15 protein-coding genes and 3 pseudogenes are annotated in these 18,173 nt (G+C 61.3%); 7 read left to right on the forward strand and 11 right to left on the reverse strand.

The window, feature by feature from the left end:
- Positions 1 to 20: 20 nt before the first annotated feature.
- The 7 genes and pseudogenes from LJU32_07425 to LJU32_07455 form a co-directional block, all read right to left on the reverse strand.
- Positions 21 to 1,154: an AGE family epimerase/isomerase gene (locus LJU32_07425; GenBank protein WKV90079.1), complete on the reverse strand. Its 1,134-nt coding sequence runs from the start codon at positions 1,152 to 1,154 to the stop codon at positions 21 to 23.
- Positions 1,155 to 1,351: 197 nt separating this feature from the next.
- Positions 1,352 to 1,924: a HupE/UreJ family protein gene (locus tag LJU32_07430; protein WKV90080.1), complete on the reverse strand. Its 573-nt coding sequence runs from the start codon at positions 1,922 to 1,924 to the stop codon at positions 1,352 to 1,354.
- Between the two features lie 27 nt (positions 1,925 to 1,951).
- Complete coding sequence (ureG, locus tag LJU32_07435; protein ID WKV90081.1) at positions 1,952 to 2,566, reverse strand: urease accessory protein UreG; 615 nt, start codon at positions 2,564 to 2,566, stop codon at positions 1,952 to 1,954.
- A 24-nt stretch (positions 2,567 to 2,590) separates the two neighbouring features.
- Positions 2,591 to 3,264, reverse strand: a pseudogene (locus LJU32_07440) (urease accessory protein UreF).
- Positions 3,261 to 3,761 (reverse strand): urease accessory protein UreE, encoded by a 501-nt coding sequence (ureE, locus tag LJU32_07445; GenBank protein WKV90082.1) that lies wholly within the window; start codon positions 3,759 to 3,761, stop codon positions 3,261 to 3,263. Before ureE ends, LJU32_07440 begins: the two are co-directional and overlap by 4 nt.
- Before the next feature lie 300 nt (positions 3,762 to 4,061).
- Positions 4,062 to 4,694 carry a TetR family transcriptional regulator gene (locus LJU32_07450; GenBank protein ID WKV90083.1) on the reverse strand — a complete coding sequence of 211 codons (633 nt, stop codon included), beginning with the start codon at positions 4,692 to 4,694 and terminating at the stop codon, positions 4,062 to 4,064.
- 153 nt (positions 4,695 to 4,847) lie between these two features.
- Positions 4,848 to 5,354: a hypothetical protein gene (locus LJU32_07455; GenBank protein ID WKV90084.1), complete on the reverse strand. Its 507-nt coding sequence runs from the start codon at positions 5,352 to 5,354 to the stop codon at positions 4,848 to 4,850.
- Positions 5,355 to 5,736: 382 nt separating this feature from the next.
- Here LJU32_07455 and LJU32_07460 point away from each other — a divergent pair, with 382 nt between their 5' ends.
- Positions 5,737 to 7,812, forward strand: coding sequence for an AsmA family protein (locus LJU32_07460; protein ID WKV90085.1), 2,076 nt, complete (start codon positions 5,737 to 5,739; stop codon positions 7,810 to 7,812).
- A gap of 236 nt (positions 7,813 to 8,048) precedes the next feature.
- Here LJU32_07460 and LJU32_07465 read toward each other — a convergent pair whose 3' ends face one another.
- On the reverse strand, positions 8,049 to 8,579 hold the full coding sequence (locus LJU32_07465; protein ID WKV90086.1) for a bacterioferritin: 531 nt from the start codon (positions 8,577 to 8,579) through the stop codon (positions 8,049 to 8,051).
- 254 nt (positions 8,580 to 8,833) lie between these two features.
- Here LJU32_07465 and LJU32_07470 point away from each other — a divergent pair, with 254 nt between their 5' ends.
- Positions 8,834 to 9,712 (forward strand): triacylglycerol lipase, encoded by an 879-nt coding sequence (locus LJU32_07470; GenBank protein WKV90087.1) that lies wholly within the window; start codon positions 8,834 to 8,836, stop codon positions 9,710 to 9,712.
- A gap of 95 nt (positions 9,713 to 9,807) precedes the next feature.
- On the opposite strand, the gene LJU32_07475 is transcribed toward LJU32_07470, so the two are convergent.
- Positions 9,808 to 10,695 carry a DMT family transporter gene (locus LJU32_07475; protein WKV90088.1) on the reverse strand — a complete coding sequence of 296 codons (888 nt, stop codon included), beginning with the start codon at positions 10,693 to 10,695 and terminating at the stop codon, positions 9,808 to 9,810.
- Between the two features lie 96 nt (positions 10,696 to 10,791).
- On the opposite strand from LJU32_07475, the gene LJU32_07480 reads away from it, so the two are divergent.
- The 3 genes from LJU32_07480 (at position 10,792) to LJU32_07490 (ending at position 13,173) form a co-directional block, all read left to right on the forward strand.
- Positions 10,792 to 11,586 carry a helix-turn-helix transcriptional regulator gene (locus LJU32_07480; GenBank protein ID WKV90089.1) on the forward strand — a complete coding sequence of 265 codons (795 nt, stop codon included), beginning with the start codon at positions 10,792 to 10,794 and terminating at the stop codon, positions 11,584 to 11,586.
- Positions 11,587 to 11,649: 63 nt separating this feature from the next.
- Positions 11,650 to 11,955 carry a PsiF family protein gene (locus tag LJU32_07485; GenBank protein WKV90090.1) on the forward strand — a complete coding sequence of 102 codons (306 nt, stop codon included), beginning with the start codon at positions 11,650 to 11,652 and terminating at the stop codon, positions 11,953 to 11,955.
- Positions 11,956 to 12,159: 204 nt separating this feature from the next.
- Positions 12,160 to 13,173: a hypothetical protein gene (locus LJU32_07490; protein WKV90091.1), complete on the forward strand. Its 1,014-nt coding sequence runs from the start codon at positions 12,160 to 12,162 to the stop codon at positions 13,171 to 13,173.
- Positions 13,174 to 13,349: 176 nt separating this feature from the next.
- On the opposite strand, the gene LJU32_07495 is transcribed toward LJU32_07490, so the two are convergent.
- Complete coding sequence (locus tag LJU32_07495) at positions 13,350 to 14,624, reverse strand: Hsp70 family protein (protein WKV90092.1); 1,275 nt, start codon at positions 14,622 to 14,624, stop codon at positions 13,350 to 13,352.
- Positions 14,625 to 14,916: 292 nt separating this feature from the next.
- Between LJU32_07495 and LJU32_07500 the strand changes: the two are divergent.
- Positions 14,917 to 15,860, forward strand: a pseudogene (locus LJU32_07500) (DnaJ domain-containing protein).
- 34 nt (positions 15,861 to 15,894) lie between these two features.
- Positions 15,895 to 16,187 (forward strand): annotated as a pseudogene (locus LJU32_07505) (chaperone modulatory protein CbpM).
- Positions 16,188 to 16,375: 188 nt separating this feature from the next.
- Here LJU32_07505 and ureC read toward each other — a convergent pair.
- A complete protein-coding gene (gene ureC / locus LJU32_07510) occupies positions 16,376 to 18,076 on the reverse strand; it encodes an urease subunit alpha (protein WKV90093.1) in 1,701 nt (566 codons plus the stop codon).
- Positions 18,077 to 18,173: the final 97 nt, after the last annotated feature.

Raw genomic sequence — 18,173 nt, forward strand, 5'->3', positions numbered from 1 at the left:
AAAATCCTGCTTTGCACAGGTCAGCGAAGATATTCAGCCAAACCGTGGTAGCAGGTCGCCAAATGATAAGGCGTGGTCGATGGCATGTCCTTGCGGCTGACTTCACCATTTTCATCCCGGCACTCATGCCAGCCGCCGGCATGCAGAAACCGCTGCTGCAGCGCCTGCAACTGGCGCAGCACCACCGCTTCGCTATCGGCGCGCAAGGTCAGCGCACGCAGGTATTCGGCCTGAGCCCAGATGCGCTGGGTCGAATCCCTTGGACGGCCATTGCTTTCCAGATCAAGCATCGCCCGCACCGCGCCGCAGGACACCAATACGCCGTACTGCTCGGTAAAGGCAAATGCCCGATCCAGCGCCCGATGCAGTTTCGAACCGCGTAACAGCGGCGACGATTCGAGCAGGAAATACCATTCGAACTGATGCCCTGGCTCGTACCAGTTATCCACAGCACCCAGCGGCTTCTCCATCAACACGCCGTATTGCAAATCGACGAATTGCTTGTGCATGGCTGTGCATAACTCAAGCAGGGCTTTGTGCGTCTGCGGGTCTTCGCGCACCGCAAGGGTCGCCAGAAAGGCTTCGGCCAGATGCATCAGCGGGTTCTGCAGCGGGCCGGTTTGCAGGGTGAGCCAGTCACGCTCCAGGCAGGCTTCGTACAAACCGTCGCCGGTGGCAAAACGGCGGCCGATGATTTCCAGCGCGGCGTTGAGTGTCGATTCGGCCAGCGAATCCCGGGACTTGCCCCAGTAATGCGCGCAGGCAAACAGAATGAAGGCGTGAGTGTAGAGATCCTTGCGCTGATCCAGCGGCTTGCCCTGTGCGTCGATGCTGTAGAACCAGCCGCCGTGTTCGGCATCATGGAAATGCCGTTGCAGGGAACGGAACAGCGCGGCGGCGCGGACTTCGGCGTTATCCACAACCCCGATCAGGCTGGAGAACAGATACAGCTGCCGTGCGCAGGCCATCGCCCGATAGCGCTGCACTGGCAACGGCTGGTGTGTAGCGTCCAGCGCCTCATAGGGCAACGCCATGTCGGCATTCCAGCCCGGGCCTTGCCACAGCGGCACGATCACGTCGAGGAAGTGCTGCTGCACTTGGCCAAACAGGGCGGTCAATTCGGGCAGGGCGGTGGAGCGGGAAGCGTGGGGCATGGGCGGGCGTCACGGGCTGGGGCGATTGCGCGACATGGTAGCAGAGAGGCAGCCTTTAAAGGTTTGGTGTCTGATCGGCCGTCATCGCTGGCAAGCCAGCTCCCACATGGAAATTGGGTGTCCACACAATTGTGGACTTATCCAATAACCTGTGGGAGCTGGCTTGCCAGCGATGAGGCCGACTCAGGCGATAGAGATTAGCCTGCCAGCAACCACACCCCAGTCGCCGCCGAAGCCGCACCCGCCAACCGCACCAGCGGCGCCGCTGCCTGCGGAAGAACTCGCACCACGCCATAACCGAGCGCATGCAAAACCGCTGTCGCCGCGACGAACCCGGCCGCATACGCCCATGGGCTGCTCATTTCCGGCAACTCCAGCCCATGCGCCACGCCATGGAACAGCGCAAACAGCGCCGTTGCTGCCACCGCCATCATCAGCGGCGGACGCACCGCCAGTGCCACGGCCAGGCCCAGCGCCAATACCGATGCAGCAATCCCGCTTTCCAGCGCTGGCAACTCCAGCCCTTCAAAACCGAGCAGACCGCCCAGCAGCATGGTGCCGACGAATGTGCACGGCAGCGCCCAGCGCGCCGCGCCTTGTTGCTGCGCCGCCCACAAACCGACGGCGAGCATTGCCAGCAAATGGTCGAGCCCACCGATCGGATGGCTGATGCCGGCGACCAGACCGCTGTCGCCATGCCCTGGGTGAGCGATGGCCAGCGCCGGTGTCAGCAGCAGCGCCACGGCGCCAAGAATGCGTTTGAGTGTCATGGATAAGCTTCCTTGTTGATAAGTGGATCAGGCAGCGGTCAGCAGGCCCTGACGTTCGATGAAGGCGATGATTTCCTCGAGGCCCTGACCGGTTTTCTGGTTGCTGAACACGAACGGCTTGCCGTTGCGCATGCGTTTGGTGTCGCTGTCCATCATTTCCAGCGAAGCGCCCACCAGTGGCGCCAGGTCGATCTTGTTGATCACCAGCAGGTCGGACTTGCAGATCCCCGGGCCGCCCTTGCGTGGCAGCTTGTCGCCGGCGGAAACGTCGATCACGTAGATGGTCAGGTCGGAAAGCTCGGGGCTGAAAGTTGCCGAAAGGTTGTCGCCGCCGGACTCGACCAGAATCAGATCCAGCCCGGGAAAACGCCGGTTCAGTTGATCGACCGCTTCGAGGTTGATCGAGGCGTCTTCGCGGATCGCCGTGTGCGGGCAGCCGCCGGTTTCCACGCCGATGATCCGCTCCGGCGCGAGGGCTTCGTTGCGCACCAGGAAATCGGCGTCTTCGCGGGTGTAGATGTCGTTGGTGACCACGGCGAGGTTGTAGCGCTCGCGCAGGGCCAGGCACAGGGCCAGGGTCAACGCGGTCTTGCCGGAACCGACCGGGCCGCCGATGCCGACGCGCAGAGGTTGTGTGTTCATGTGATTCTCCAAAGTGGACGGGCCCTAGGAACGGAACAGACGGCTGTACTGGCGCTCATGGGCCATGCACGCCAGGGACAGGCCGAAGCGGCGCTGCCGATGTGTTCGGGATTGATGCGGGTCGCTTCGTGCTGCGCCTGTTGCAGCAGCGGCAGCAGTTCGCTGGTCAGGCGCTGGGCGGCTTGCTGGCCCAGCGGCAGGGTTTTCATCAACACGGCGAGCTGGTTTTCCAGCCAGCTCCACAGCCACGCAGCAAGAGCATCCTGCGGGCTGATGCCCCAGGCCCGTGCTGCCAGTGCCCAGCACAAGGCCAGATGCGGTTCGCTGATCTGTCCGAGAAAGTCGCGAGCGGGCGCATCGAGTTCTGGCAAACCGTTGAGCAGTTGCTGCAACGAGTAGCCCATCTGCCGGCTTTCCAGATGCAGCTCCCGGGTCTCGCGACTGGCACGATGACTGTCGCAAAGTTGCTGCAGTTCGGCCCAGTTTTCGTCCGCCGCCGCCTGACAGTGCGCCAGCAGCAGCGGCGCTTCGAAGCGCGCCAGATTCAGCAGCAGTTGATCGCTGATCCACCGGCGGGCGCTGTCCGGATTGTTTACCCGGCCGTTATCCACCGCCATTTCCAGGCCTTGGGAATAGCTGTAGCCGCCAATCGGCAGTTGCGGACTGGCCAGACGCAGCAGCGCCCAGGCCGGATTCACAGGCGCACGCCGAACTGGTGGAGTTTCGGTGCGTAGTTGAAGTCTTCGTCACCGTGGCGGGAATGATGATGGCCGCCGCCATAAGCGCCGTGTTCCGGCTGGAACGGCGCTTCGATGGCTTCGACTTGTGCGCCGAGCTGCTCGAGCATGGCCTTGAGCACGTAATCGTCGAGCAGGCGCAACCAGCCATCGCCGACTTGCAGGGCGACATGGCGGTTGCCGAGGTGGTAGGCCGCGCGGGTCAGTTCGAACGCATTGGCGCACGTGACATGGAGCAGTTGTTCGGGACGGGCGCAGACGCGCACCACACGGCCGTCTTCGGCCTGCAGGCATTCGCCGTCATACAGCGGTTGCTGGCCGCGCTCCAAAAACAACCCGACGTCCTCGCCCTCGGCACTGAAACAGCGCAAACGGCTTTTGCTGCGCGCTTCGAAGGTCAGGTGCAACTCAGCGGCCCAGACGGGTTGAGGGTCGATTCTGCGATGAATCACCAGCATCGGAAAGCTTCCAGCAATGAACGTTGATTGGGCTAGAGCAAGCGCCGCGCCAATCGGGCGATGTGTAGGAAATAGCTGTCGGCGCGTGCCTGATCTTTCAACAGGCGCGGTGATTCTGGAAGGTTTTGGTGCATGAAGGATTTGTCATGCACCAAATCGATGCCGTGACGGATGTTCAATGTGGGAGCGAGCCTGCTCGCGAATGCGCAGTGTCAGCGAAGATGTACGCAGCTGACCCAGCGCTTTCGCGAGCAGGCTCACTCCCAGAGGGGCTTTGCGCTGTGCCAGATAAAGAAGGGGTTACTCGGTACTGCCCAGCCCTTGCCAGTGCTTGAGGCCGATGAAGATAAAGCGCAGTTGCTGGGTGATCTTCGCCTGCGGGGTCAGATGCTCGGGCAAGGCTTCGGCGGGCGGGTCGATAATGTCGGGGAGGGTGGCGAACACCGATTTGACGATCAGGTCGGCCATCACGCTGAGCCCGGCGATGTCCAGATGTTGCAGCTTGGGCATCAGCGCCAGGTCCGCCGCCAGGTCGGCGCTGATGTTCTCGCGCAATCGGCCAATCGCCTGGCGCACCGGCAGCGAGCCGCCGTATTGTTCGCGGGCAAGAAACAGGAATTGCGAGCGATTGGCGTTGACCACATCGAGGAAGATGCGCACCGAGGCATCGATGATGCCGCCCATGACGAACTCGTTGTGGCGCACCAGGCGGATGGTCTCGCGGAAGGTCTGGCCGACTTCACTGACCAGCACCAGCCCTAACTCGTCCATATCGGCAAAATGACGGTAGAAACCGGTGGGCACGATGCCGGCGGTCTTGCTCACTTCGCGCAGGCTCAGGCTGCCGAATCCTCGGCCGCTTTCCATCAGGTGGCGGGCAGCGTCCATCAAGGCGTTGCGGGTCTGTTGTTTCTGTTCGGCGCGGGGCAGCATCGCAGGGTGTGTTCTTCGGCAGGACAAGCGCCGCACTCTAGCAAATCGGCTTTGTCGGCGTCGAACGGGGAGTCGTGCAGCGAGGGTTTTACAGAAGCTGAAAAGTCAAAAGCCCAATCCGCTGATTGGGCTTTTTGCCGGGCCGTCATGGGCTCAGCTCAATTTGCTGTTGCGTTCGATCACACGGTCACCACCACCTTCAGCGAGGGCTTGACCCAGTGGGGTTTTATCGAAGCCGTCATCAGCCAGGGTCTGGCCCTGTGGAGTGCGCTCGGTACCGTCGGATGCGAGAGTCTGGCCTTGTGGGGTGCGCTCGGTACCGTCGGAGGCGAGGGTCTGACCTTGTGGTGTGCGATCCGAACCGTCCTGAACCAGGCCTTTCTCTTCGAGGCGATTGCGACCGTTTTCAGCCAGGGCCTGGCCTTGTGGGGTGCGATCCGAGCCGTCTTGAACCAGACCTTTTTCTTCGAGGCGGTTGCGGCCGTTTTCAGCCAGGGTCTGACCTTGTGGAGTGCGCTCGGAACCGTCAGAAGCTACGGTCTGACTGAACACCGAGTGGCTCGATTTGATTTGCGGAGTAGCCTGATCGGCAGCGGGCAGGGCGAAAGCAGTGCTGGCTAGCATCGACAGGGTAAGGCTGAGCAGTAATTGGCGTTTCATGATAGTGGCTCCTGGGGAGGGCGATAAAGTGGGTACGAGGGCAATGCTACTCTCGATAAGTCGATATAAAAGTTCATAAACGCAATGGTAATAATCAACAGAATTGATTGTTCGACCCGAAGGCTCTAGACCGGGCGTTTGCGGGCGACGGTTTTGCACCGTCGTGGGTATTTTCGACTCACTCGCGCCTCGCAAGAGTGCGGGTCGCGGTAACACTGCTCGACCGATCGGTCAGTTTTGCCGGGCCTTTATGGCTTAAACTGCCTTTCAATTAAACCTGCGAGCCTTTCGCCAGTCACAGACTGCATAGGGGCCGCTTCGGTCTGCCGTTTCAGCTGTGCGTCGGGTAGCCGGCGTGCGGTCGTGATCAGGAGCTTTGTGCATGACGCGCACTGGAAAAATCTTCAGCTGGACCTTCGCCATCCTCGCGCTGCTGCTGGCAGCCTTGATTCTGATCATCGTGTTTTTCGACTGGAACCGGATCAAACCCACCATCAACGCCAAAGTCTCGGAAGAACTGCATCGGGCGTTTGCCATCAATGGCGACCTCGCGGTGATCTGGCAGCGCGAGCCGGAAGAAGGCGGCTGGCGCGCCTGGGTGCCGTGGCCACATGTGGTCGCCGAGGACTTGAGCCTGGGCAACCCGGACTGGTCGAAGCAGCCACAGATGGTCACGCTCAAACGCGTCGAGCTGCGCATTTCGCCGCTGGCCCTGCTGGCGCAGCGCGTGGTGATTCCGCGCATCGACTTGACCGAGCCGAATGCCGAGCTGCAACGGCTGGCCGATGGCCGCGCCAACTGGACGTTCAAATTCGACCCCAAGGACCCGAATGCCGAGCCATCCAACTGGGTGGTCGACATCGGTGCCATCGGCTTCGACAAGGGCCACGTGACCTTCGACGACCAGACCCTGAAAACCAACCTCGATGTGCTGATCGACCCGCTCGGCAAGCCGATTCCATTCAACGAGATTGTCGGCGACAAAGCGGCGAAAACTGCTCAGGACAAGGGCGGTGCACCGCAGGACTATGCCTTTGCACTCAAGGTCAAAGGCCAGTATCACGGGCAGAACCTCACTGGGCAGGGCAAGATTGGTGGCTTGTTGGCGTTGCAGGACGCGAGTAAACCGTTTCCGTTGCAGGCCCAGGCGAAAATCGGCGACACCCGTATCGAACTGGCCGGCACCCTGACTGACCCGCTGAATCTCGGCGCCCTCGACCTGCGCCTGAAGCTGGCGGGCGACAGCCTCGGCAATCTTTACCCGCTGACCGGCGTGACCCTGCCGGATACGCCACCGTATTCCACCGACGGCCACCTGATCGCCAAGCTGCATGACGAAGCCGGGGCAAAGTTCACTTATGAGAAATTCAACGGCAAGATCGGCGACAGCGACATCCACGGCGACCTGACCTACGTGGCCAGCCAGCCACGGCCGAAACTCACGGGTGCGTTGCTCTCCAATCAACTGCTGTTCGCTGACCTTGCGCCGCTGATCGGCGCCGATTCCAACACCGAGCAAAAGGCCCGTGGCGGCGCGAGCAAGCAGCCAGCAGACAAAGTCCTGCCGGTGGAAGAATTCAAGACCGACCGCTGGCGCGCCATGGATGCCGATGTCGAGTTCACCGGCAAACGTATCGTCCACAGCGAGAAGCTGCCGTTCAAGGATCTGTATACCCATCTGAAACTCAACGACGGCGAGCTCAGCCTGGAGCCGCTGCGCTTTGGCGTTGCCGGCGGCACGCTGGATGCGCAGATTCGTCTCAATGGCCGCACCGAGCCGCTGGAAGGCCGGGCGCGGTTGACCGCACGCAAATTCAAGCTCAAGGAACTGTTCCCGACCTTCGAGCCGATGAAAACCAGTTTCGGTGAGCTCAATGGCGACGCCGACATCAGTGGCCGTGGCAACTCGGTGGCGAAGCTGCTCGGCGGCGCCAATGGCAATCTGAAGATGTTGATCAACGACGGTGCGATCAGTCGCGAGCTGATGGAACTGGCCGGGCTCAACGTCGGCAACTACGTGGTCGGCAAGATCTTTGGCGACAAGGAAGTGAAGATCAACTGCGCGGCGGCGGACTTCGATATCAAGACCGGCCTGGCGACCACGCGGCTGTTTGTCTTCGATACCGAGAACGCGATCATCTACATCGATGGCACAGCGAATATGGCCACCGAACAACTCGATCTGACCGTCACCCCGGAATCCAAAGGCTGGCGTCTGATCTCCCTGCGCTCGCCGCTGTATGTGCGAGGCAAGTTCATCAAACCGGATGCCGGCGTCAAAGCCGTACCGTTGATGCTGCGCGGGGCGGGGATGGTTGCGCTGGGCGTGATAGCCGCACCGGCGGCGGGATTGCTGGCGCTGGTGGCGCCGAGCGGTGGCGAGCCGAATCAGTGCGCGCCGTTGCTTGAGCAGATGAAGCAGGGCAAGGCACCGGTGACCGTCAAACCGACCAAGTAGTCCCTTTATCTGATCGTTCCCACGCTCTGCGTGGGAATGCCTCAACGGACGCTCTGCGTCCGCTCTTGGGACGCGGAGCGTCCCTGGCTGCATTCCACGCAGAGCGTGGGAACGATCAAACCAACAAAATAATCTCCAGCGTCTACAAAGATGCCATCGCGAACAGGCTCACTCCTACAGGGGGAACGCGTTCCAATTGTAGGAGTGAGCCTGCTCGCGATAGCGATTTGAAAGGATTACAGATCGTTAAGGATGTCCGCCATGTCGTCGGCGTGTTCTTCTTCCTGGGCAAGGATGTCTTCGAAGATGCGGCGGGTGGTCGGGTCCTTGTCGCCGATGTACTGAATGATCTCGCGGTAGCTGTCGATGGCGATGCGCTCGGCCACCAGATCTTCGTAAACCATTTCCTTGAGCGAGTTGCCCGCCACGTATTGCGCGTGGGACAGCTTGCTCAGCAGGTCGGGGTTGAACTCCGGCTCACCGCCCAGTTGCACGATGCGTTCGGCGAGGCGATCGGCGTGCTCGGCTTCCTGGTTGGCGTGCTCGAGAAATTCGTCAGCGGCGACGTTGGCTTTCAGGCCGTTGGCCATGAAGTAGTGGCGCTTGTAGCGCAAGGTGCACACCAGTTCGGTGGCCAGCGACTCGTTGAGCAAACGCAGTATTTCTTCACGGTTCGCGTTGTAACCCTCGGTGACCGCGCCGTTTTCCACGTGTTGCCGCGCGCGCTCGCGCAGGGTTTGAACATCAGACAAATGCAGGTCACTCATTTCATTCTCCTGGAGGCTAATCCGATAGGCGCCACGTTCTGAAGACGCGGTCGCTACTCAGGGTGTGAGTCTTGAGCGAAGCGAAAAGTTTTATACGATTTGCGCTGGGCTCGGCGCAGGAACTGCTGAAGACTGCGATGTCGGGAGGGTCAGAGCTGGAATAGGGTTATCGTTGAGTTGTCATCGTCGAGGTGGATGCTTGGCGAGCGTCTTGCACGTCTGGCCTCCACCCACCGCGCACAAGGATGTACCCCATGTCGACACGTTATCCACTGGTGCTGGTGCCGGGCATGCTCGGCTTTGTCCGGCTGGTGCTTTATCCGTATTGGTTCGGCATCATCAAGGCCTTGCGCCGTGGTGGTGCGACGGTGGTTGCTGTGCAGGTTTCGCCACTCAATTCCACGGAAGTGCGCGGCGAGCAATTGTTGATGCGGATCGAGGAGATCCTCCGCGAGACAGGGGCGCCGAAGGTCAACCTGTTCGGTCACAGCCAAGGTGCGTTGACCGCGCGGTATGCGGCGGCGAAGCGCCCGGATCTGGTCGCCTCGGTAACATCGGTGGCCGGGCCTAATCACGGCTCCGAACTGGCGGATTATCTGGAAAAGCACTATCCCGCCAACAGCGCCAAGGGGCGCTTGCTCGAAGCGTTGCTGCGCCTGATCGGCTGGGTCATGGCATTGCTCGACACGGGTTACCACGGGCCGAAACTGCCGGTGGATATCCACGCTTCTCACCAATCGCTGACGACGGCGGGCGTTGCATTATTCAATCAGCGTTATCCACAGGGGCTGCCGGAAACGTGGGGCGGGCCGGGGCCGGAAGAGGCCAATGGTGTGCGCTATTACTCCTGGTCAGGGACGCTGCAACCGGGCAAGACCGATCGTGGCGGCAATCTTTTTGACGGCACCAACCGCAGTTGTCGCTTGTTCGCCAGGACCTTCGTTCGCGAGCCGGGGCAGTGCGACGGCATGGTCGGCCGTTACAGCTCGCATCTGGGCACGGTGATCGGTGATGACTATCCGCTGGATCATTTCGACATCGTCAATCAGTCGCTGGGCCTGGTGGGCAAGGGCGCAGATCCGGTAAGGCTGTTTGTCGAGCATGCGGCGCGGCTGGAGGCTGCAGGGTTATAGCCAAACAGACCGCGTCATCGTTCTTCGCGAGCAGGCTCGCTCCCACAGGTGTCTGCATTTCAACGTGGGAGCGAGCCTGCTCGCGAAGGGCCTTATCAGGCAACGCCGACCCGCCGGCCCAGCACCGTGGTCCAGCGCTCCGACAAAACCACGCCACCCAGGGTCAGCAATCCACCCACCAGGTGATACATCGCCAATTGTTCCTTCAACACCACTGCTGCAATCAGCGCGGTAATCAGCGGCAGCAGATTGAAGAACAACGTCGTCCGGCTCGGCCCCAGTCGCTGCACCGCCTGCATCCACGCCAGCGGCGCGACCATCGAAGCCAGCAGACACGCATACAGCACCAGCGGCACGTTCTGCAGATTGAGCCCGGTCTTCGGCGATATCGCGAACAGCGGAAACAGCACCATTATCGCCACCAGCACCTGCAAATACAGCAACACCAGCGGCGGCAGGCGCAGCTGCCATTTTTTCAACAGCGTGCTGTAAACCGCGTAGGCCAGCGTGGCGATCAGCATCATTGCGTCACCCATGTTGACCCCGTGTTGCAGCAGCGCACCGAGGCTGCCGGACGACACCACCACCAGCACGCCAGCAAACGACAGCACTGCACCTACCAGGGCGCCAGCGGTCAGGCGCTGGCCGAGGCTGATGATCGCCATGGCCAGCGACATCAATGGCATCAACGACAGGATGATGCCCATGTTGGTTGCGGTGGTCAGTGTTGCGGCGAAATAGGCAAGGCTCTGATACACCGCCATGCCGAGCACGCCGAGGACGAAAATCCGTCCGAGATTTGGCCGAATCTGCGGCCAGTGGGCAATGACTTTTCTCAGCATGAACGGCGTGAACAGCAAGCCGGCGAGCAGCCAGCGATAAAAACCGATTTCGGCCGGGAAAATCGCACCGACCGCCAGTTTGTTGATCACGGTGTTGCCGGCCCAGATGAAAATCGCCAGCAGGGGAAACGCGTATTGCATGGGACAAAACCAGAACGTTGATGAAGCGCGATTATCGCCTGTCTGGATGCAGGCCTATACTGCGCACCGGACAACCTGCCTCTGCATCCGGACAGCATGAACAGCAAACACATCGATCTGCTCGATTTCAGCGAATTGCCGTCGGCGGTGTACTTCCGCTACGCCGATTTCAATGCCCACGAATATGCCGCGCCGCACCGGCACCCATGGGGCACGCTGGAGTACGCAGCCCATGGCGTGCTGCACATGGATGTCGACGGCAGCCGCTTCATGTCGCCGCCGCAGTACGCGGTGTGGGTGCCGCCCGAGGTCGAGCACAGTTTCTACAGCCATCAACCGGTCAACTACCGCGCGGTGTGCCTTGATCGCGAGGTCTGCGCGCGATTGCCGGGGCGCGCCTGCACACTGGCGATCAGCGACATTCTCAAAGCGATTCTCAAGGACTTCGCCGCCCGCGATGTGAAGATCCCCGAGCAGGAGGCCGATCGGCGTCTGGCCCAGGTGCTGGTCGATCAATTGCAACAGGCGCCAGTGCAGGAATGTTACCTGCCGTATGCGAGCAGTCCCGGCTTGCTGGCGATGCTCGAAGCCTTGCAGGCCGAGCCGGGCAACAACCAACCGTTGGCGCATTGGGCCGCGCAAGTGCATGTCAGCGAGCGCACGCTGGCGCGGCAGTTCGTTCGTGAACTGGGCATGAGTTTTGGCGAGTGGCGCCAGCGCTTGCGCTATCTGGCGGCGATCGAGGCGCTGGAAACCTCGCGCTCGGTGCAGGAAATCGCTTTCGACCTCGGCTACAGCAGCGGCTCGGCCTTCATCGCCATGTTCGCCCGCCAGGCCGGTTGCACGCCGGAGCAGTATCGGCGCAGCCACCTCGAGGGCAGGAAGGTGTAACAAGCTTTGACTACACTGCGACAGAGGCCGCATCCATCGGTGCGGCAACAAGGAGAAAACTCCATGAAGATGTTGCGTGTGCCGTTGTTGATGATCGGTCTGCTCCTGTGTTCCCAGGGTTTCGCCGCCACGGCGCAACAGAACAAGATGACCACTTGCAATGCCGATGCGACCGCCAAGAGCCTCAAGGGCGACGAGCGCAAGGCATTCATGAGCACCTGCCTGAAAGCGGCGCCTGCGGCCAACGATGGCAAGGTGCTGACGCCGCAACAGCACAAGATGACTACCTGCAATGCCGATGCGAAAACCAAGGCGCTGACCGGCGATGCGCGCAAGGCGTTCATGAGTGAGTGTCTGAAGAAAAAGTGAAACGGTAAATAATGTGGTGAGCGTGCCGGCCTCTTCGCGAGCAGGCTCGCTCCCACATTTGAAACACGCACGCCTGTGGGAGCGAGCCTGCTCGCGAAAGCGTCGGTGAATGCACCGCCATTCCCACGCCCCGCATATCCCTAGTGCTAACCCCGGATCGCTGGCAGACTGCCCATCCTTTCACGCCGTTCGTTTTGAGGCTGTATGCCAACGTTTTCTCAGCGTCATGTTGTGTTCTGGGTCAGTTGCATCATCATTTTTGGCGGACTGTTGCTGGTGCTGCCGCTGCGCCTGTTGCCGAGCTTGCTGGCCGGGTTGCTGGTGTTCGAGCTGGTCAACATGCTCACCCCGCAATTGCAACGGCTGATCGAAGGGCGGCGTGCGCGCTGGTTGGCGGTGGCGCTGCTCGGCACGCTGGTGGTGAGTGTGCTGGCGCTGATCTTCGCCGGCGCCATCAGTTTCCTCCTGCATGAAGCGGAAAACCCCGGCGCCTCGCTCGACAAGTTCATGGGCGTGGTCGATCGCGCGCGCGGGCAATTGCCGCCGTTCATCGACGCCTATCTGCCGGCCAGCGCGGCGGAATTTCGCGTGGCGATCGGCGAGTGGGCGAGCAAGCATCTGGCCGACCTGCAACTGGTCGGCAAGGACGCTGCGCACATGTTCGTCACCCTGCTGATCGGCATGGTCCTCGGCGCGATCATCGCCCTGCAGCGCATCCCCGACGTGACCAAGCGCAAGCCGTTGGCCGCCGCTTTGTTCGACCGTTTGCATCTGCTGGTGCAGGCGTTTCGCAATATCGTCTTCGCGCAGATCAAGATTTCCCTGCTCAACACCGTATTCACCGGGATCTTCCTCGCGGTGATCCTGCCGATGTTCGGCATCAAGCTGCCGCTGACCAAAACCCTGATCGTGCTGACCTTCCTGCTCGGCCTGTTGCCGGTGATCGGCAACCTGATGTCGAACACGCTGATCACCATCGTCGGCCTGTCGCTGTCGATCTGGGTAGCGCTCGCCGCGCTGGGTTACCTGATCGTTATCCACAAGCTCGAATACTTCCTCAACGCGCGCATCGTCGGCGGGCAGATCAGTGCCAAGTCGTGGGAATTGCTGCTGGCAATGCTAGTGTTCGAAGCCGCGTTCGGTTTGCCGGGGGTGGTGGCAGGGCCGATTTATTACGCGTACCTGAAGAGCGAATTGAAGCTGGGCGGGATGGTCTAAGGCCAGGCAACTGAATTGAATGCATCTGTGGCGAGGGATTTATCCCGTTGGCCTGCGCAGCAGGCCCCTGCTTTCAAGCTCAGGAGCGGGGCCGCTTCGCGGCCCAACGGGGATAAATCCCCTCGCCACAGGATAAATCCCCTCGCCACAAAGGCTCTTCGCCACAGAGATTGTGATCAGGCCATCGAACCGTAGCGCTTCATCGCTTCAATCGCCAAACCGCTACCAATGCTGCCAAAGATGTTGCCTTCGACATGCCGCGCGTTCGGCAGCATTGCCGAGACGCTGTTGCGCAGGGCCGGGATGCCGCTGGAACCGCCGGTGAAGAACACCGTGTCGACTTGATCGACTGCTACGCCAGCGTCATTCAACAGCTGCGTAACGCTGCCGCGCACGCGCTCCAGCAAGGCTTCGATTGCCGATTCGAACAACGCGCGGCTCAGCTCGACGCTCAGCCCGGCTTCGATGCGGTCCAGCGGCACGTGGCGGCTGTCGGCGTGGGTCAGCTGGATCTTGGTTTCTTCGACTTCCATCGCCAGCCAGTGCCCGGCGCGCTGTTCGATCAGCTTGAACAGGCGATCGATGCCGCCGGTGTCTTCGATGTCGTAGCGCATGCTGCCCAGCGCCAGCGTGGACTTCTGCGAGTACACCGAGTTGATCGTGTGCCAGGTCGCCAGGTTCATGTGGTGGCTGGTCGGCATGTATGCGCCGCTTTTCATGCGGCTGCCGTAGCCGAACAGCGGCATCAGGCCTTGCAGGCTCAGTTGCTTGTCGAAGTCGGTGCCGCCGATGTGCACACCGCCAGTGGCGAGGATGTCGTCGTGACGGTTATCGACACCGCGGCGCTCGGGCGACAGGCGCACCAGCGAGAAGTCGGAGGTACCACCGCCGATGTCGACGATCAGCACCAGCTCTTCTTTTTCGATGGTCGACTCGTAGTCGAACGCTGCCGCGATCGGCTCGTACTGGAACGACACGTCCTTGAAACCGATTTTGCGCGCCACTTCGACCAGCGTGTCTTCGGCCTCCTGGTCGGCCAGTGGATCGTCATCGACGAAAAACACCGGACGGCCCAGCACCACTTGCTCGAATTCCCGACCGGCGGCGGCTTCGGCGCGGCTCTTGAGCTGGCCGATGAACAGCCCGAGCAGATCCTTGAACGGCATCGCCGTGCCGAGGACGCTGGTGTCGTGCTTGATCAGCTTGGAACCGAGCAGGCTTTTCAGCGAGCGCATCAGCCGGCCTTCGTAGCCTTCCAGATACTCGTGCAGGGCCAGGCGTCCGTAAACCGGGCGACGCTCCTCGATGTTGAAGAAGACCACCGACGGCAGGGTGATCTTGTCGTCTTCCAGCGCAATCATGGTGTCCATGCCGGGGCGCAGCCAGCCGACGGTGGAGTTGGACGTGCCGAAGTCGATGCCGCAGGCACGGGCTGGAGAGGCGTCTTTCATGTCTTTCGGATTCCGGTCAAAAAAACGGCCGCGCAGTGTATGTCAGTGCGCGGCAGATTCGAAGGCCGGTCATCCGCTATTTCGCCACAACACAGGTTGAAAAGCGTCGCTTTGCCCCAAACTTGCTGGCATGGGCCGGCAGACACACCGGCGGTCGCAAGAACCGTCGTCCACTGCCGATAAACTTCTGCGGCGCCACCCGGTCACAACCTTGAGATCGGTCAACCCGGCACGCGCCAATCGGGCGCACGCTGGTCTCGGCGCGAAATCGATAACGGATGGTGATCCTTCAATGGACTTCAAAGACTATTACAAGATACTCGGCGTGGAGCCGACAGCCGACGACAAGGCCATCAAGGCGGCCTATCGCAAGCTGGCGCGCAAATACCACCCCGATGTCAGCAAGGAAAAAGACGCCGAGGCCAAGTTCAAGGACGCCTCGGAAGCCTATGAAGCGCTGAAAAGTGCCGACAAGCGCGCCGAATACGACGAACTGCGCCGTTATGGCCAGCACGGTCAGCCATTCCAGGGGCCACCGGGCTGGCAGAGCCGTGGCGGTTTCGGTGGCGGCGGTGCCGACACCGGCGACTTCTCGGACTTCTTCAGTTCGATCTTCGGTAATCGCGGCCCCGGTTTCGGTGGCGCCGAGAGCCGCCAATCACGCGGACGCCGAGGGCAAGACGTGGAAATGGAATTGCCGGTGTTCCTCGAAGAAACCCTGTCGAACGAATCGAAGAAAGTCACCTTCCAGGTGCCGCAATACAACGCGCACGGCCAGCACGTCAGCAACACCAGCAAGAGCCTGAACGTGAAGATTCCGGCCGGCGTCACCGACGGCGAGCGGATCCGCCTGAAAGGTCAGGGCGCACCGGGCATCGGTGGCGGGGCAAATGGCGACCTGTACCTGACCATCCGGTTTGCGCCGCATCCGAAATTCGATGTTGAAGGCGAAAACCTGATCATCACTTTGCCCTGGCTCCTTGGGAATTGGCATTGGGCACTGAAGTGGCCGTGCCGACCCTGACCGGCAAGATCAACCTCAAGGTGCCGGCCGGCAGCCAGAACGGCCAGCGCATGCGCGCCAAGGGCCATGGCCTGCTGAACAAGGCCGGCGAACGCGGGTATCTGTTCGTGCAGCTCAAGGCCGTGATGCCGAAAGCCTCCGACGACGAGGTCAAGGCGCTGTGGCAGGAGCTGGCGAAGAAAGCCGCATTCAACCCGCGAGAGAACTTCTGAACCCGACGACGGAGTAGCCCATCATGAGCAGCCCCTGATCGTTCAACTGGACCTGGCAGAATTCTGTGAGGCGGCCGATTTGTCGGACGTCTACGTGATCGAAATCGTCGAGCACGGCATCCTCGAACCTCAGGGCGCGCAGCCCGGGAATGGCGTTTCACCGATTACGAATTGGCCTTGGCCAAGCGTGCGGCGAAGCTGCGCCGGGATCTGGAGCTGGAGTGGGAAGGCGTCGCCCTGGCGCTGGATCTGCTGGATGAGGTGCGCGAGTTGCGTGCTGAAAACCGCATGTTGCGCCAGCGGTTGGGGCGGTTGGTGGTTGAGTAGCTCAGGCTGATGTTTTCCGCTTGGCTGATCTGGCCTCATCGCTGGCAAGCCAGCTCCCACAGGTTTTTGAGTTGGAACTTGGATGTCAGTTCTACGCAGAAACTGTGGGAGCTGGCTTGCCAGCGATGAACGATGACGCGGAGTTTCTGACTCATTATTGAAAAGGCCCTGAAGGGCCTTTTTTGTGATCAGAACAGAAAGTACCGCTGCGCCATCGGCAAGGTTTCCGCAGGCTCGCACCACAACAACACGCCGTCAGCCTTGACCTGATAGGTCTGCGGATCGACATCGATGTCCGGCAGATAGTCGTTGTGGATCAGGTCGGTTTTCTGCACCTCTCGACATCCCTTCACCACGCCGATTTTCTTCTTCAACCCCAACGCTTGCGGCAATCCCGCTTCGTGCGCCGCCTGGCTGATAAAGGTCAGGCTGGTGGCGTGCAGCGAGCCACCGTAGCTGGCGAACATCGGGCGGTAATGTACCGGTTGCGGCGTGGGAATCGAGGCGTTGGCATCGCCCATCAGGCTGGCGGCAATCGCACCGCCCTTGAGGATCAGCGTCGGTTTCACGCCGAAAAACGCCGGGCGCCACAGCACCAGATCGGCCCACTTGCCGACTTCGATCGAGCCGACTTCATGGCTGATGCCATGGGTAATCGCCGGGTTGATGGTGTACTTGGCGATGTAACGCTTGGCGCGGAAGTTGTCGTTGCCCTCGCCGTCCTGCGGCAGTGGGCCGCGTTGTTTTTTCATCTTGTCGGCGGTCTGCCAGGTGCGCGTGATGACTTCGCCGACGCGGCCCATGGCCTGACTGTCGGAGCTGATCATCGAGAACGCGCCGAGGTCGTGGAGGATGTCTTCGGCGGCGATCGTTTCGCGGCGGATACGGCTTTCGGCGAAGGCGACGTCTTCGGCAATGCTCGGGTCGAGGTGGTGGCAGACCATCAGCATGTCGAGGTGTTCGTCGATGGTGTTACGAGTGAACGGCCGCGTCGGGTTGGTCGAACTCGGCAGCACGTTGGGGAAGCCGCAGGCCTTGATGATGTCCGGCGCGTGGCCGCCACCGGCACCTTCGGTGTGATAAGTGTGGATGGTGCGCCCCTTGAATGCGCCGAGGGTGGTTTCGACGAAACCGGATTCGTTGAGGGTGTCGGTGTGGATCGCCACCTGCACGTCGTACTGGTCGGCGACGTTGAGGCAGTTGTCGATGCTCGCCGGGGTGGTGCCCCAGTCCTCGTGCAGTTTGAGGCCGATGGCGCCGGCCTTGACCTGTTCGATCAACGGTTCCGGCAGGCTGGCATTGCCTTTGCCGGTGAGGCCGATGTTCATCGGGAAGGCATCGGCGGCCTGGAGCATGCGCGCCAGATGCCACGGGCCGGAGGTGCAGGTGGTGGCGTTGGTGCCGGTAGCGGGACCGGTGCCGCCGCCGATCATGGTGGTGACGCCGCTCATCAACGCTTCTTCGATCTGCTGCGGGCAGATGAAGTGGATATGCGTGTCGATGCCGCCAGCGGTGAGGATCATGCCTTCACCGGCAATCACTTCGGTGCCGGCGCCGATGGCGATGGTCACGTTGGGCTGCACGTCAGGGTTGCCGGCCTTGCCGATCGCGGCGATGCGCCCGTCCTTGAGGCCGACGTCGGCCTTGACGATGCCCCAGTGGTCGATGATCAGCGCGTTGGTGATCAGCGTGTCGACCACTTCGGCGGCGAGCAACTGACTCTGGCCCTGGCCGTCGCGGATGACTTTGCCGCCACCGAACTTCACTTCCTCGCCGTAGGTGGTGAAGTCCTTTTCGACTTCGATCCACAGCTCGGTATCGGCCAGGCGCACCTTGTCGCCGACGGTGGGGCCGAACATGTCGGCGTAGGCGCTTCTAGAAATCTTCATGTGCTTGCCTTGGGATTCAATGATCGTTCCCACGCTCTGCGTGAGAACGCCGCCATGGACGCTCTGCGTCCGCCTTTTGTGACGCGGAGCGTCACGG

Origin of the sequence: Pseudomonas sp. B21_DOA, from assembly GCA_030544685.1 — a bacterium.
Taxonomy (GTDB): Bacteria; Pseudomonadota; Gammaproteobacteria; order Pseudomonadales; family Pseudomonadaceae; genus Aquipseudomonas; species Aquipseudomonas fluorescens_AO.